The organism is Acinetobacter sp. YH12142 (assembly GCF_013418435.1).
Lineage (GTDB): Bacteria > Pseudomonadota > Gammaproteobacteria > Pseudomonadales > Moraxellaceae > Acinetobacter > Acinetobacter amyesii.
In genome coordinates this window covers 1-14613 of the sequence record NZ_VPCB01000029.1, presented here as the reverse complement: position 1 = coordinate 14613, position 14613 = coordinate 1, and the positions used below count along the sequence as shown (strand labels likewise).

The window sequence follows — 14613 nt, the reverse complement described above, 5'->3', positions numbered from 1 at the left end:
GAGGAATTGCCACAAGATACGATAAGCTAAAACGTAACTATCAAAGCGCTGTTGCTTTAGCTTGTATATTTATATGGTTGCCTCTTTAGCTCAATTTATCGGCTGTAAATGTCAACACACCCTAATCTATCTTCACATATCTTGGATCAGAATTAAATAGATTATTTAAGAGACAACTTTAATTTTTTAAGTGTCATTCACTATCTAAATACGCCAAAATCATCTTTGACAATTCCACTTTAAGCTGTTGTTCTGTAATTAAAAAACTATTATTGCTTACATAGCGCATCATGGTAAATAAAGTACTGTTAATAATCACAAAAGAGCGATGTTTCAGCGTTTCAAAGTTCCAATGTGAATAATAGCGATTAAATAAATACATCCCAACTTCAAAAAAATGCTTTTCCAAAACCTGAGAGGCATCTGAATGACTGTATTGATGCCAATGTTTTAAGATTTCAATGAAGAAGCCGCGATCAGCTTTCAACATATCAAAGCCAAACTGAATACAAAGTGGGATCACCTCATAAATACTGTGCAGCTCTTGCTCCACGACTATATTTTTTAGTGCTAACCCCAATTGTTCTGATTTTCTGAGCAGTAACTCTTCTACGATTTGTTCTTTATTTTCAAAATATTGATAAATTGACCCAACGCTCACGCCAGATTTTTCCGCAATTTTGGGCGTCGTCAGCTCCAGTAAACCTTGTTCTGCAATACACAACTGCGCAGCTTGCAAAATGTTTCCCACGATCATTTTCGCGCGTTGTTGTTGTGGTCTTTTTCTCATTCTATTGCTCTCCAATGCGATAGTGTTATGCGAATTGAATGCGAATAAATATTCATATTAGTGTGGTATGCAACAATAACATTGAAGATCAAAACATGACCACCCACTTCAATACCCGGCTGTCTTCATTTCAGGCCACGCAGCAATCTAATCTGCTGAGTTTTCTGCTGTCTCATTTGACGGGTCAAGCTGCACAGCCGAATTACCCTCAATATCTTGCCCTCAATAAAGCCCTGCAATGTAGTGATCCACAGATGGAAAAAGTGCTCACGTGGATGATGCAGAACCCTAAGCAGCATCGTGAATATTTTGAAATTGCTTTATTTAAAGGTGTAGAACAGCTTCCCTTTCCTATTCCTGAACTCGAACATTTTTTTAAGCATGTTGAACAAATACCGCCCTGGCTAGAGCCAGAAAAAATACAGCAAGCCCTTGAGTTCACCCATCGGCTAGGGATTAATAATGGCTTTATTTTGCGCGATCTTTCACTTATGGTCGGTTATCTTTTCCCCGGTTTCAATCAGCCGCTCATGCTGACCGGTGCTTTAAATAAACAAGCCGGTACACGTCTGGCTGAAACCACTAAATGGTGGGTAGATATCACTGAAGAACGCGGACTCGAACGTTTGCATGCAGGATTTACATCGACAATTTATGTGCGTTTTATTCATGCTGTGGTACGGCATCAACTCCAAAAAGGCAAAGACTGGGATTTTGCAACGTGGGGGGTGCCGATTAATCAATTTGACTTGGCGATGACCAATCTTGCCTTTAGCAGTGTGGTGCTTTTGGGCATTCGCGCTTTAGGGATTTTTCCATCAAAACAAGAGACTGAAAGCTTTTTGCATTTTTGGCGTTATGTGGGTTGGTTGATGGGTATTGATGACAAATGGTTAATTGAAAAAGAATCTGATGGTTGGAAACTGTTGTATTGGATGCAATTTGTACATCCTCAATCTGATGCAAGCAGTATGGCTCTCGGCGCCAGTCTCTCTAAAGAACCTTTTGAACGACAGTACAAATACCTTCGACCACTTCAGCAAAAACTGGCTTATCGACAACATCTGGAGCTGACACAATTTTTTATTGGCAAAAAACGTATGCACAAATTAGGACTCAAACCACAGTCCGCCGCATGGTTTGCCTATTATTTATTGGCTAGAAATCTCGTCCTGTATTCAGGCGCTAAGCATGTCCCAAGTTTAAATCAAAAATTACAGCAAAAAGGCCGTGCGATTCAAAAACTCGGTTTAGCACTGTATCAAAGTAAGGCCAAACAACTGGCCAGTATGCACCAATAAAAAAAGCAGAGCGATCGCTCTGCTTTTTGGATGACAAATGTCAGGACTTAGAATTTCATCGAAATACGTGCCCAATAATTGCGACCGATATTATTAAACTGTTGATCAGTCGCTAAACCTGTCCCTGCATCACCCAGTTTATTTAGATGTTCGGTATAGGTTTTATTCAGGAGATTATCCACACCGACAGATACATCTACACCCTCATCAATATGATAAGTACCATTTAAAGACAGTGTGCCAAATCCTGCACTTTCTTTCAGGTCATAACCCACGATATTGCCTTGGTGCGCACTGATACGATTTTGCCCATCAACCACACGCCAGAATGCTCCCAAAGTATAATTATCTTGGATATAACGTAAGTTGATACGTGCTTCTAACGGTGAGATTTGTGGTAATGGCTTGCCATCTGTGGTGTTTTTACCCCACGCATACATTGCGCTGACATCGGCTTGAATATGATCGCTAAATTGATAGCCAATCCCTGCTTCAGCTCCCGCAATGGTGGCATCCACATTTCGGCTATGTGCTTCCATACCCTTCATCATTCCTGATCCAGACTTATAACTTGTTAAAATATAATCTCTCACTAAACCTGCATAAGCCGATACCCAGGAATTCAAAGCGCCATGTTCATGTTGATAACCCATATCTAACTGAAGCGTTTTTTCTGTATCAATATGATTGAATGTATTGTTATGACCATTTCCTGATCTTGGGCTGAATAATTCCCAATAATCTGGCATGCGCTCTACATAGCCTAGACCGATATAGGTTTTACCATTGTCATGTTCAGGGTGCTTATTTTCAAAACGAATAAAAGCACTTGGTAATGTTTCATTCAGCTCCGTGTTATAGCCACTCGCTTTCGAAGCTGCCCGCTCATCTTTCACTTGCACTTGATCGAGACGAAGTCCTGAAACCAACTTGTTGTTATCACTCAATTGATAACTGACTTCTCCAAAACCGCCATAGGACTGAAATGCCATATCTTGCGTTAAGGGCTTATTCATCGAAGGCATCATTTTCGACGTCATGCTGCCGGCATGTTTATTATTCTGCGTATCTAGTCCAGTAATGAACTGCAGCTTATCCCATTCATGTGTTACCGCCATACGTGCATTTAATGTACGGCGTGTTACCTGCATCGCCATTGGATTCGGCATCATCATAGTCATACCATGATGGGTCATTTCAGCTAAAGGTGGCTCACGCAAACTAAAGTTGTCCATGATATGGTCGTTATAACTATAGTTGACCTGTGCTTCGATTTTTTTAATCACCTCTGTGACATTTTTTTTCTCGACACGAAGGCCTAAGCTTTCACGGGCAAATTGCGAACCATCCATTGAACGGCCTGCGTATACCGCCTCACCATCGGCTTTACCTCCGGTAAGTTCTACCCATGTATCTTCATTCGGTGTCCAACCGAGTGCCAAATCTGTATTCCAGCGCTCCCAATCTGACGGCACAGTATTGCCATCTCCATCTTGGTAGCTGTCTGCAACAGAACGGTTGGCATTTAGACGGACATATTTATGTTCATCCCCCACGGCCGCTTCGACATTATGATCTAAACGACCATAAGAACCGATCATCACACTGGCTTGACCACGGTAGTTTTTATCAGCATCCAACTGTTCAGGTTTGCGTTCAAATAAGACTGTTGCAGCAGAACCTGTATTGGCATATTGAACCGTTTGAGGCCCTTTAATCACTGAAATTCGGTCATAACTTTCAGGGGAAATATAAGACGTTGGTGCATCCATACGACTTGGACACGCCCCTAGATTTTCTGTGCCATCGGTCAATATTTTAATGCGTGAACCAAACATGCCACGGAAGGTTGGATCTGCATTGGTTCCCCCATTTTTTATGGTACTAAAACCCACAATGCTTTTTAAATAATCTGCGCCATCACTGGCAGGTATCGGTTGAATCGGCTGTTTGGGGTTAGCACGAACAATCAAGCCATTGGTATCATTCCCCTGATGTGATGTCACCACAATCGGTGCCAAAGTCTGTACGGCATTGGTTTCCGTCATCTCTACGGACATCTCGTCAGCCATCACCGTAGTTGAATAGCAGGCAATACAAATTGCAGCCGCAAGAGGCTGTAGAAAAAATTTAGGCTGAGCCATGTTTATCTCACAAAATACATAAATAAAGGCGTACCTGAGTCCTCAAAGACCCAAGTTTAAAAAACGTCGGATTTATACAGCGAGTGGCGGGGCTCGACCTTGCGGAAGTAAAAAGAGTTGTTGAAGAACAAACCAGACATGCTTGAAAGCTTTTTGAAAAGCAATTAAACGAACTTGAATTCGATCAAGCACTTCTTTCACATCAAGTTCAGAGGGCAAAACCAAATTGCCATAGACCGTACAATACTGACATTGATGACTGGCATCATGTTCATGGGCAGTATGATCGACTTGAACTTGCTCTACATGAGCGGAAGATGAATGGTGTGAATGTGCGGTATGTTCAGCATGAACATTGGGAAGTAAAAGTGCACGCGTAATGGTTTCGCAGACCGGAGCAACTTGATATTGCTTGGGCAACAATGGCTGTAAAAAAACAGCAATCTGCAAAAAAACGGCTGCAAAGGACAGCAGCACTCCACTACGAAACAATACAGGCAAACCCTAACATTTGTCTGACCCAAGTATAACAAAGCCCAATCGAAATTGGGCTTCTCTCAGGTATTTTTTAACCGCGATCAATTAACGTTTAACTGCGACTTTATCTTTTTGACGTTGGCGAACCAATTTTTCCACTTTGTCACGTGCACGTTGACGTTTCAAAGGCGATAGATAGTCGACGAACAACTTACCATTTAAGTGATCCATTTCATGTTGGATACAAACTGCGAGAAGTCCGTCCGCTTCCACTTCAAATGATTGACCTTCAAGGTTAATTGCCTGAATTTTTACACGTGACGGGCGCTCAACTTTATCGTATATTTGAGGCACTGATAAACAGCCTTCTTCATAGGGCTGCGTCTCTTGCGTCAATGGCGTAATTTTGGGGTTAATAAACACCATGGGTTGATCTTTTTCTTCAGATAAATCCATGACTATCAGCTGAATATGGTGATCTACCTGTGTTGCTGCCAGGCCAATTCCCGGTGCTTCATACATAGTTTCAAACATGTCGGCTGCTAACTGACGAATTTCATCAGTAACTTCTTCGACTGGTTTTGCAATGGTACGAAGACGGGGATCGGGGAAACTTAAAATAGGTAATAAGGCCATACGACGTCCTCACTTATGCCATTGATCAAAAAACAAAATGAAGGAATGCTTCATCAAAAAATTGTGTGTAATATCGTTATTATAACGCAGTTACATACATAATTTTAGGAATTATGATAATGAAAAAGGTTTTGAAGGGCATGCCAACTTTTAGTGCCTTGGGGTTTAAAAAACAATTATTGGCACTTACAGTCTGTGTAAGTGTGGGGATGGGAATGGTCAGTGTTGCAGAAGCTGCCCCTGCTCGTAACGTCAATCCACCGTCATTGAAGGCAGGTGCGCCTCAAGTTTATGTGGTGAAAAAAGGCGATACGTTGTGGGATATTTCCAAGCGTTTCTTAAAAAATCCCGTGCGCTGGCCTGAAATCTGGGCGAGCAATAAACACGTGAAAAATCCGCACTGGATTTTCCCAGGTGACCGCCTATTAATGTGTACCTACAATGGCCGCCCAATCATCGGTAAGGATGAAGGTGATGGCTGTGAAGGTATTATTCGTCGCTATACAGGTGGCACTAAACTTCAACCACAAGTTCGTGTTGAATCCCTCAACAGTGCGATTCCGGTTATCCCATTAGAATATATTAAGCAATGGCTTGAGCGCAGCATGATTGTTGCCGCTGATTCTGTTGAAGGCACACCTTACATTTTAGGTACAGCTGATCAACGTGTATTGGCAGCCAAAGGCCAAACAGTTTATGCACGCGGCCAAGGCATGCAAGTCGGTCAACGATATGCTGTTTACCGTGAAGGCGAACCGTACATCTTTACCGATGCAAACGGCAAAAAATACAACGCAGGTTTAGAACTGACTCAAGTCGCTTCAGGTGTTGCCGTTCGTGGTGAAAATGACATTACCACTTTAGAACTAACCGATACTTATAATGCTGAAGTTCGTCGTGGCGATCGTGTTCTTCCTGAATATGACCCAATGCTGCCAACACTGTTCTATCCAACCAATGCAGAAAATGTCACTGCTGGCGGTAGTGTAGTTCGTGTTATGGGCTCGATTGGTACTGCAGCGGTTCACAGTGTTGTGACGATTGACCGTGGTAGCTTGCAAGGCGTTCAATCTGGTCAAGTCTTTAGCGTGAACCAAAAAGGTGAAATCGTGACTGATCCAAAAACCAAAGAACGTGTTCAACTTCCAGGACAACGTATTGGTAACATTATGGTATTCAAAACGTTTGATAACCTAAGCTATGCTTATGTACTTGAAAGCGAATTACCAATCAAAGTAGGTGCAACGATTCAGCCACCACTGATGGATGACTAAGACCAAATCCATAAAAATGAGGCTGTATTTCAGCCTCATTTTTTATTATCCAACAACGATATCACTGATCATTTTAAACCATAAAAAGAAGACAGATTCAAAGGTCTCATTATGCTCAACTCATTGACTGACTTGCATTTAGATTACATTCGCCTGTGGTTTGTGGTGCAACACTCACTTCGTAGTTTCTATAAAATTCAGCAGCACTATCCTGCCCTACACCACGCCCTTAAGCCTGATCAAATCACCACATGGCAAAAATTAGGACTGCATAAAAATCATTTACAGCGCTTTGAAGAATTTCATAGTCCAAGTGGACAGCTTAGCTTTGAAAAATGTCTCAAGGATATTCAACAATACAGTGACTTTGTACTGATTCCTGAAGACCTGAACTATCCTCAACAGCTTTTACCTTATAGCGACAAGCCGCCCATTCTATTTGGGCAAGGTAATGCCCAAGCCTTGATGCAACCCCAAATTGCGATTGTTGGTAGCCGCAAACCTAGTCCCCAAGGTCGGCAAATTGCTTATGATTTTGCTTATTATCTAAGTGAGCAAGGGTTCTACATCAATAGCGGTTTAGCACAAGGAATTGATGAAGCGGCACATCGCGCTGCCATACAACACCACAGAACCATTGCCGTGATGGGCACAGGTTTAGATCAAACTTATCCGACCGCACATCAGCGTTTAAGACAAGAGATCATCCAACATGGTGGGACCGTAATCAGTGAGTTTCTTCCACACACTCCACCCCTGCAACACCATTTTCCACATCGAAATCGTATCGTCAGTGGGCTCAGCCTTGGTGTCATCGTGGCGGAAGCGGCATTAAAAAGTGGTTCACTGATCACAGCTCAACGCGCTGCCGAACAAGGCAAATCTATTTTTGCCATCCCAGGCCATATTTATAGTGAGTCGCATCAAGGTTGCCATCAACTCATACGAGAAGGTGCAATTTTGATTGATCATCCACAACAGGTCATTGAAGACCTAGCTCTGGCAACACAGTGGCAATCACAAGCTGCCGAAACCTTAACAACCACCGAAATAGCGACACCCGAAACAGCAACACCGGACACTCCACCACCCGAACCCATCCCAGAACATTTAATTGCGCTGTATCGGCAACTCGATTGGGTCGGCCAAAGCCTTGATCAATTGTCCATTCAACTCAAAATTGATACCGCGACATTGACCAGTCAACTGATGGAATTAGAGTTAATGGGCTATGCCACACAACAAGCCGGACACTACTTACGTTGTAGAATGGGTAAATTAGGTTCACAATAGTCCTTTGTCGAATCAGATAAGGTCTATAGAAATGATTACCACCTCTGTTGCAGAAGCAGCTTCCTGTCTTAAAAAAGGTCAGGTTCTCGCATATCCTACAGAGGCTGTTTGGGGATTGGGCTGTGATCCCTACAATGAGCAAGCCTTTCTCGAAATTTTGCGCCTAAAACAACGTCCCATTGAAAAAGGCGTGATTTTATTGGCTGCCAATGTCGCTCAAGTTGAACACCTGCTTCAAGGCTTAACAGAAGATATGCGTCAGCAAGTCATTGCGACCTGGACCAACCGTAAACCCAATGAACGTGCAACCACATGGTTATTACCGGCTGGCGACCATATTCCAACATGGATTAAAGGCAATCATCCAAAAGTCGCAGTCCGTGTGACTACCCACTCTTTATGTGTGGCTTTATGCCAAGCTTTTAATGGCTTTATTGTGTCTACCAGTGCCAATCCTGCAGGATTAACCCCTGCACGTTCCTTACAAGAAGCCAATCAATATTTTGCCAATGAACTAAATTACTTAAATGGTGATCTCGGCCTAAGCCAAGAACCAAGCAAAATTATTGATGCTGAAACAGGTGAAATCATCCGCGCATAAGCTCGGATGCCTGTCTACACCTGCCTTTCGGGAAAATACAGGCAAAAAAAAGCTCAGCCATATAGGGATGGCTGAGCATAAAAAAGGATGTGTATAAAATCACATCCAGAGGGTCTTACAATCTCTGGGTAAATATCAAGTAATTATTAAGAATTACTTCATCATTTACGATGAAAGTATTATGTAATATTTTTTTAAATTTAACAAATAGATTTTTTATATAAATAAAACCACTGATAAGCACTTTATTTGTGATTTTATAACCACTTAGTCAAAATATGTGCCTATTTTTGATTGATTTTTAAGACGAGCATCTGTTTTTTTAATTCAGTTTTACACTCAAAAATCCATTTTCAAAAGATTTACCCTATAAAAAAACAAGTTTGTTTGCTTGTTTTTTAATCAACACTTCTCATAAATTTTCAACTTTTTACTGGATTTACTTACGCTGCGCCAAGATCACCCCAGTAATCGCCATCACTGTGCCGACACTATGATAAAACATCCACTGCTCAGCCAACCAGAAATAGGCAATGATCGCGGTAAATACCGGCATTAAATTCATAAAAATACTGGTGCGATTCGGGCCGAGATGTTGCACAGCCAACATCCATACCAACGGTGCAATCAGTGATGGAAAAATTGCCGCATAAAATACACTTGGCGCATTCGCAGGATTAATCGCATCAATGCCTAAATACAACACGAATGGCAAGTGATATAAAACGGCAAAGAAAATTTGTACATATAAGCTCAACAGTAGCGGAAGTTTCAGTTGCCATTTTTTTAAAAACACCCCATAAAAGGCATAAAAGAACACTGCGAAGATCATGAGGATATCGCCGAAATGTCCGCCCATATTCAGTAATTGACTGAAATCTCCTTGCGCAATGACAAACAATAGCCCCGTAAATGAAATCGCACAGCCCAAAATGGCATAACGATTGGGCACATCTTTAAGTATGAAAAATGCAACGGCAATCGTAAAAACAGGGATAAAGGCATTGATGATGCCCATATTGGTCGCCGTCGTATAATGCGCAGCGGTATAGCCCAAGCCTTGATATAACACCATTCCAAAGGCACTCAGCACAGCCAATTGCTGCCAATGCTGTTTGATAAGCTGTCTTTGCTGCCAAACGGTTTTCAGCATAAAGGGGGTTAAGATCAAAAATGCGATAAACCATCGATAAAAACTGATACTGACCGGTGAAATATAATCCGTCACATAGCGGGTGACGGTAATATTCAAGGACCATATAAATACCGCGATCAGAGGCAAACAAATTGCAAATTTCGCCCAACGCGTTTGAAGCAACATGTCTGACTCCTCAATATATTGTGCAAAGATTGGTCTAGGTATTTTGAGTGATGTCTGTTTTAATTGAAATACATAATTTCAGACATTTATATTGTAGTTCAGACATCGACACCTAGGCATATATGACATCAGCACCGATTGAACAACAAATCGAGCTTTTTGAAGCGCACTACACCACATTAGATACGGTCTATCCGCACAGTTGTCTTTGGGGTGATTTTAATTTTTGTCTCGATGGTATTTTCGAATATGAGATACAAGGGCAACACCATCTCTCACCTGCCAGTTATGGGGTGTGGATTCCCCCACATACAGAACATTGCTCAGTCGCGATTGATGAGCAACCTATTCATTATGTGGCAATCCGACTGGCACCTGATCTCTGCATAAATTTCCCCAAGCAGACGGAAGTATTTAGCATCCAGCCTTTCTTTCGTTTGTTGGTGCAAGAAATTTTGGCCTTTCCTACAGAGCAACATACCACACCACCCTATCGACACCTACTACAGGTCTTATTCGACCAGTTAAAAACTGCACCCAAACATCAACATTATTTACCGCAAAGCCATGATGCGGTGTTAAAGCCGATCTTGGCGCAGCTTGCAGATGTAGATCATTTTAGTTTGAGCCTACAACAATGCTTATCCAATGTCGGTTTGAGTGGGCGTCAGTTACTGCGGCTGAGTCAGAACGAACTGCAAATGAGCCTTTCTGAATGGCGAAACCGTGCAAAAATTATTTATGCCATTCAACAACTCCGTGCTGGTCAGTCTATTAAAGCTCTCAGCTATGAATTGGGCTATCAACACAGCTCAAGCTTTATTGAGTTTTTTAAACGCTATACAGGAAAAACCCCAAACCAACACCGTGCCACTAGTTAAATGCCAAGCACTCAAGCAAGCCTCAGCTCGAATTCTGCAAACTACTACAAAAATTATGCGAAAAGCCTATCGATAAAAGCTTGCTGTTCACCAGATTTCCCTTTAAAACAAGGATGAAAGGCACAACTTCAATTAGGAACGAATATGTCAGCTTCAGTTTACGATATCCCGGTAAAAACCATCCAAGGTGATGACACCACACTCAATCAATACCAAGGCAAGGTTTTATTATTGGTCAATGTGGCCTCTAAATGTGGGCTAACACCGCAATATGAAGGCCTAGAAAAACTCTATACAGAGAAGAAATCACAAGGTTTTGAAGTCTTAGGTTTTCCTGCCAATAACTTTTTAGAACAAGAACCTGGTTCTGAAGCTGAAATTCAAGAATTTTGCTCAATCAACTACAAGGTTGATTTCCCACTTTTTGCAAAAATTTCTGTGGCAGGCGCGGATAAACACCCACTTTATCAAACCTTAACCCAAGCCATCCCTGAACGCATTGGTGAAGGCCCATGGTGGGATGATTTAGTTGAATACGGTTTAACTCCAAATCCTAAGCCTGAAGTTTTATGGAATTTTGAAAAATTCCTCGTGAATAAACAAGGCGACGTTGTGGCACGATTTGCACCTGACATCAAGGCAGATGATGCACGTATTGTCGATGCTATCAACGCTGAATTAGCCAAATAATTCGACAATGTTTCAATCTCTCAGTTAAGATTATTATGATTTTAACTGAGATTTATCATTTTAAAATACGAAAGCTCAACAGCACAGTAAACAAAACACACCGTTAAAAAACCAAATCCTGAACAAGAAAAAAGTCGTAAATCCTTCACATGATTGACGTTCTGGACAAAAAGTACCTTCTAAATACCGTGGTCATAGCTACAAGGTAGACCACAACAAATACAAAAACCTGTCTAAACCAGGCAAAAACCAACAATGGATTAAAGTGAGTGGTGACTACATTTTAATGAATGCTTTCAGCCACGCCATGATCAAAATCATTGCAGGTTAAACCCACCAAAACATCAAAAGAGGGCAAATGCCCTCTTTTTTTTGTTCAAGCGATTATTTTGTTATTGCTTTGCAACAATCTATTTTTAATCCACATTCTACCCCTATATTCAAAGCATAGACTTAACACATAGTGATGATTGAATGAAAAAGCTTGTGCAGAATGCCCTTCTCCCTTTTGCCATTTTTAGTGGTGTTTTGGTGCTGATTGGCTGTGAACCTGCCACAGCACCGCAACAGGAACAAGAAATCGCAGCAGAAAATGATCGCCCTGCACCAACATCAACAAACGAAGATCAATCTGCGACACAAAGTCAGGCGACAGATCAAAGCCAATTAAAAAGTGGCAATATGTTTTATATCGTTCGCGATGTTGCGGATATGCAACTTAAAGCCGGCAATTATGTTGAACAACTCAAACAAACGCAGGTCGATTTAGAAGCCGCAGTCAGCAACCAAGATCATCTCCAATTGCAAAAAGCGGCAACCCAGCTACAACAGCAGCTCAAAGGTTTCAATCAAGCTTTGAATGATTTACATCTAAAAAGCACTGAAATTAATGATATTCGCAGCAATTTACAGGCAGCGAATCAGCAAGTATTGGCCTCACCTTTTCTCAATGGACAAGTCGATTTAAGCAAAGTTGATTTTCAGAAAATTCAAAATCAAATGGGCAATATTCAAGCTGAAATGCTTAAATTGGCAGGTATGTTGATCCAAGATCAAGCTGGAAAAAGCTCATCTACAGCACCCACTGAAACTGAATAAATAGCGGAATCTCGCATTTCCATTGCATTCCACCTGTTTTAAATCAAAAAAGCGTTAGACCTTGAGCTAACGCTTTTTTTCTTACAGTTCCGCTATAGAACACGACTGTTTTTCCTTTTAGATTAATACTTAATAATAAAGCCAATGATGGAACAGTTATGTCAAACGCTGTGATTTATAACATTACACCCATTACCTTTCGTTTAGATTTAAAAGATCCTTTCTTATTTACAGCTCATCATATCGATCATTTTCCTGCTGCAAATGCAGACATGGGGCCAAAAACAGCCGCAGAGAAAGATGAATTCAATATGTACTATGGCGATGTGGTTCCAGGTTTCCCAGAGCATCCACACACTGGCTTTGAAACCATTACCTTGGTTGACAAGACTATGTCGATCACTTTGACTCATTAGGCAATGGCGGACGCTATGCTGCAGGTGATGTGCAATGGCTGTCTACAGGCAATGGCGTTGAACACTGTGAAATGTTCCCCCTACTGCATGAAGATAAAGCCAATCCTTTTGAACTTTTCCAAATTTGGTTTAATTCATCAGTTGAACAGAAAACCCATGATGCCGACTATAAAATGTTTTGGCGTGAAGAGATTCCTCACGTCTTTGAAACGGATAGTGAAGGAAAAAATCGGATATTCGCGTGATTTCAGGGCAGTTTAAATCCACCGATGCCATTTCCCGACTGCCACACTCATGGGCGGCTGCCGCAGAAAATAAGGTCAACATTTATTTAATCACCATGCAAGCAGGTGCAGAGTTGGTGATTCCCGCAACAACAAGTAGCTCCAACCGTTTTGCTTATTTCTATCAAGGCAATACATTAGAAATAGAAGGTCAAACCATTCAGATGAAGCATTTGGTTGAACTCCAATCAGATGCCAACGTCCATCTCAAAGCAGGCGGATTAGAAGCACGGATTCTGTGGTTAGAAGGTGAACCGATTAATGAACCCGTGGCGATGCGCGGTCCATTTGTGCTCAATACCACGGAAGAACTCGATGCGGCTTTTAAACGCTATCGTGAAACCCATTTTGGAGATTGGCATTGGCCAACACCTGCACCCGTTTTCAAACGTGATCAGGCTCGATTTGCCAGTTATGAAGGCGGTAAACGTGTAGAGCACCCAGAGCAAGAAAACTCACAAGCGTCTTAAAGTTCAATTAGTTGGATTGAGCAAATTCAAAGGTATTGCAGTTTTTATCTTGTCCAAGTGCGCGCTGAACATCTTGTTTAAAGCGTGCTTGGGCAAAGGTATATTGCTTCGGCAAAAATAAGGTAATACGTGTCGTCTGTGGATCTAAACTTTCGACCAACATTTTATGCAAATACGCCCCATGCTCAGTTCGTGCCATCAATGTCCCCTGCTCCAAATGCTCTTCTAAACGATTATCGGTATAGACGTAGCGATTGTTCGCGGTAAACGCAACACAGTGATTATAGGCTTGTCGCAGATTTCGAAAGGCGGTCAAATATGGTATCTCAAGCTCCGTACTGATGCCATTATCAACCGATTCAGCGACCAGTGCAGCTTCAGTGGGAAGATTGGGTGTCGTAACGTATTGGCTTTGGCATGCAAGGAGCAAACCACAACAAAGACACAGAGATAAACTGGTAAAAAATTTGAGCATACAGACCTTTGCAAATTGTTCTTATTCATTTTGCAGCGATTGTAGCAAAACTGGGTTGCTGATTTAATACTCTACTATTCATTCCATGCTTTCATTGCAGACACCATGCAGCTGATTATTTTTACAGGCGTTCAAGCCTCTGGCAAATCCACCTTTTACATGTTGAATTTATATCATAGCCATTTACGTATTAATTTGGATATGTTGAAAACCCGACATCGGGAAAATATGATCTTTGAAGCAGGTTTGGCATCCAAAACAAAAATGGTGATTGATAATACCAACCCAGATCGGGAAGCTCGTGCTCGCTATATCCAACGTGCAGTTGATGCTGGTGTTAGCGGCAGTGTAAAAATGACCCCCTAATGGCATTTAAAAACTGACCCCCTTGGTTAATATAGCGGTCATTTTGGACTGCTCAACATGTTAACTTTGGAGCAAGCAGTGACAATCCAAATACTT

The 14613-nt window shown here is 41.7% G+C and carries 13 protein-coding genes and 4 pseudogenes; 11 read left to right on the top strand and 6 right to left on the bottom strand.

The window, feature by feature from the left end; translation table 11 throughout:
- Positions 1–89: pseudogene (locus FTU77_RS15240) on the top strand (IS5/IS1182 family transposase); the annotation flags it as partial.
- Positions 90–193: 104 nt separating this feature from the next.
- Here the strand turns inward: FTU77_RS15240 and FTU77_RS15235 are convergent.
- Positions 194–790, bottom strand: a complete 597-nt coding sequence (locus tag FTU77_RS15235; RefSeq protein WP_180005328.1) for a TetR/AcrR family transcriptional regulator — start codon at positions 788–790, stop codon at positions 194–196.
- Between the two features lie 95 nt (positions 791–885).
- Between FTU77_RS15235 and FTU77_RS15230 the strand changes: the two genes are divergently transcribed.
- Positions 886–2091: an oxygenase MpaB family protein gene (locus FTU77_RS15230; protein ID WP_180056148.1), complete on the top strand. Its 1206-nt coding sequence runs from the start codon at positions 886–888 to the stop codon at positions 2089–2091.
- A gap of 47 nt (positions 2092–2138) precedes the next feature.
- On the opposite strand, the gene FTU77_RS15225 is transcribed toward FTU77_RS15230, so the two are convergent.
- The 3 genes from FTU77_RS15225 to def all read right to left on the bottom strand — a co-directional run bounded on the left by FTU77_RS15225 (position 2139) and on the right by def (position 5348).
- Positions 2139–4235, bottom strand: a complete 2097-nt coding sequence (locus FTU77_RS15225) for a TonB-dependent copper receptor (protein WP_180056147.1) — start codon at positions 4233–4235, stop codon at positions 2139–2141.
- A gap of 72 nt (positions 4236–4307) precedes the next feature.
- Complete coding sequence (locus FTU77_RS15220) at positions 4308–4727, bottom strand: DUF2946 family protein (RefSeq protein WP_180056146.1); 420 nt, start codon at positions 4725–4727, stop codon at positions 4308–4310.
- Positions 4728–4817: 90 nt separating this feature from the next.
- Positions 4818–5348 (bottom strand): peptide deformylase, encoded by a 531-nt coding sequence (gene def, locus FTU77_RS15215; protein WP_078191459.1) that lies wholly within the window; start codon positions 5346–5348, stop codon positions 4818–4820.
- Between the two features lie 119 nt (positions 5349–5467).
- On the opposite strand from def, the gene FTU77_RS15210 reads away from it, so the two are divergent.
- The 3 genes from FTU77_RS15210 to FTU77_RS15200 all read left to right on the top strand — a co-directional run bounded on the left by FTU77_RS15210 (position 5468) and on the right by FTU77_RS15200 (position 8516).
- Positions 5468–6622 carry a LysM peptidoglycan-binding domain-containing protein gene (locus tag FTU77_RS15210; protein WP_180022161.1) on the top strand — a complete coding sequence of 385 codons (1155 nt, stop codon included), beginning with the start codon at positions 5468–5470 and terminating at the stop codon, positions 6620–6622.
- A gap of 111 nt (positions 6623–6733) precedes the next feature.
- The gene (dprA, locus tag FTU77_RS15205; RefSeq protein WP_180026134.1) at positions 6734–7915 is read left to right on the top strand and encodes a DNA-processing protein DprA; all 1182 of its coding nucleotides are present in this window, start codon (positions 6734–6736) and stop codon (positions 7913–7915) included.
- Positions 7916–7946: 31 nt separating this feature from the next.
- Positions 7947–8516, top strand: a complete 570-nt coding sequence (locus FTU77_RS15200) for an L-threonylcarbamoyladenylate synthase (RefSeq protein WP_111885874.1) — start codon at positions 7947–7949, stop codon at positions 8514–8516.
- Positions 8517–8955: 439 nt separating this feature from the next.
- Here the strand turns inward: FTU77_RS15200 and FTU77_RS15195 are convergent, their stop codons facing one another.
- Positions 8956–9837, bottom strand: a complete 882-nt coding sequence (locus FTU77_RS15195) for a DMT family transporter (RefSeq protein WP_180056145.1) — start codon at positions 9835–9837, stop codon at positions 8956–8958.
- Positions 9838–9959: 122 nt separating this feature from the next.
- Between FTU77_RS15195 and FTU77_RS15190 the strand changes: the two genes are divergently transcribed.
- From FTU77_RS15190 to FTU77_RS15170, 5 genes and pseudogenes are all read left to right on the top strand, one after another.
- Positions 9960–10718 (top strand): helix-turn-helix transcriptional regulator, encoded by a 759-nt coding sequence (locus tag FTU77_RS15190; RefSeq protein WP_180056144.1) that lies wholly within the window; start codon positions 9960–9962, stop codon positions 10716–10718.
- A gap of 144 nt (positions 10719–10862) precedes the next feature.
- Positions 10863–11408, top strand: a complete 546-nt coding sequence (locus tag FTU77_RS15185) for a glutathione peroxidase (RefSeq protein ID WP_180026136.1) — start codon at positions 10863–10865, stop codon at positions 11406–11408.
- Between the two features lie 175 nt (positions 11409–11583).
- Positions 11584–11739: pseudogene (locus tag FTU77_RS15180) on the top strand (RcnB family protein); the annotation flags it as partial.
- A gap of 143 nt (positions 11740–11882) precedes the next feature.
- Entirely contained in the window at positions 11883–12506 is a 624-nt protein-coding gene (locus FTU77_RS15175) for a hypothetical protein (RefSeq protein WP_180056143.1), read from the top strand.
- 158 nt (positions 12507–12664) lie between these two features.
- A pseudogene (locus tag FTU77_RS15170) lies at positions 12665–13676 on the top strand (pirin family protein).
- A 7-nt stretch (positions 13677–13683) separates the two neighbouring features.
- Here FTU77_RS15170 and FTU77_RS15165 read toward each other — a convergent pair.
- Positions 13684–14151: a hypothetical protein gene (locus FTU77_RS15165; protein ID WP_180056142.1), complete on the bottom strand. Its 468-nt coding sequence runs from the start codon at positions 14149–14151 to the stop codon at positions 13684–13686.
- Positions 14152–14256: 105 nt separating this feature from the next.
- Between FTU77_RS15165 and FTU77_RS15160 the strand changes: the two are divergent.
- Positions 14257–14487: pseudogene (locus FTU77_RS15160) on the top strand (ATP-binding protein); the annotation flags it as partial.
- Between the last annotated feature and the right edge of the window lie 126 nt (positions 14488–14613).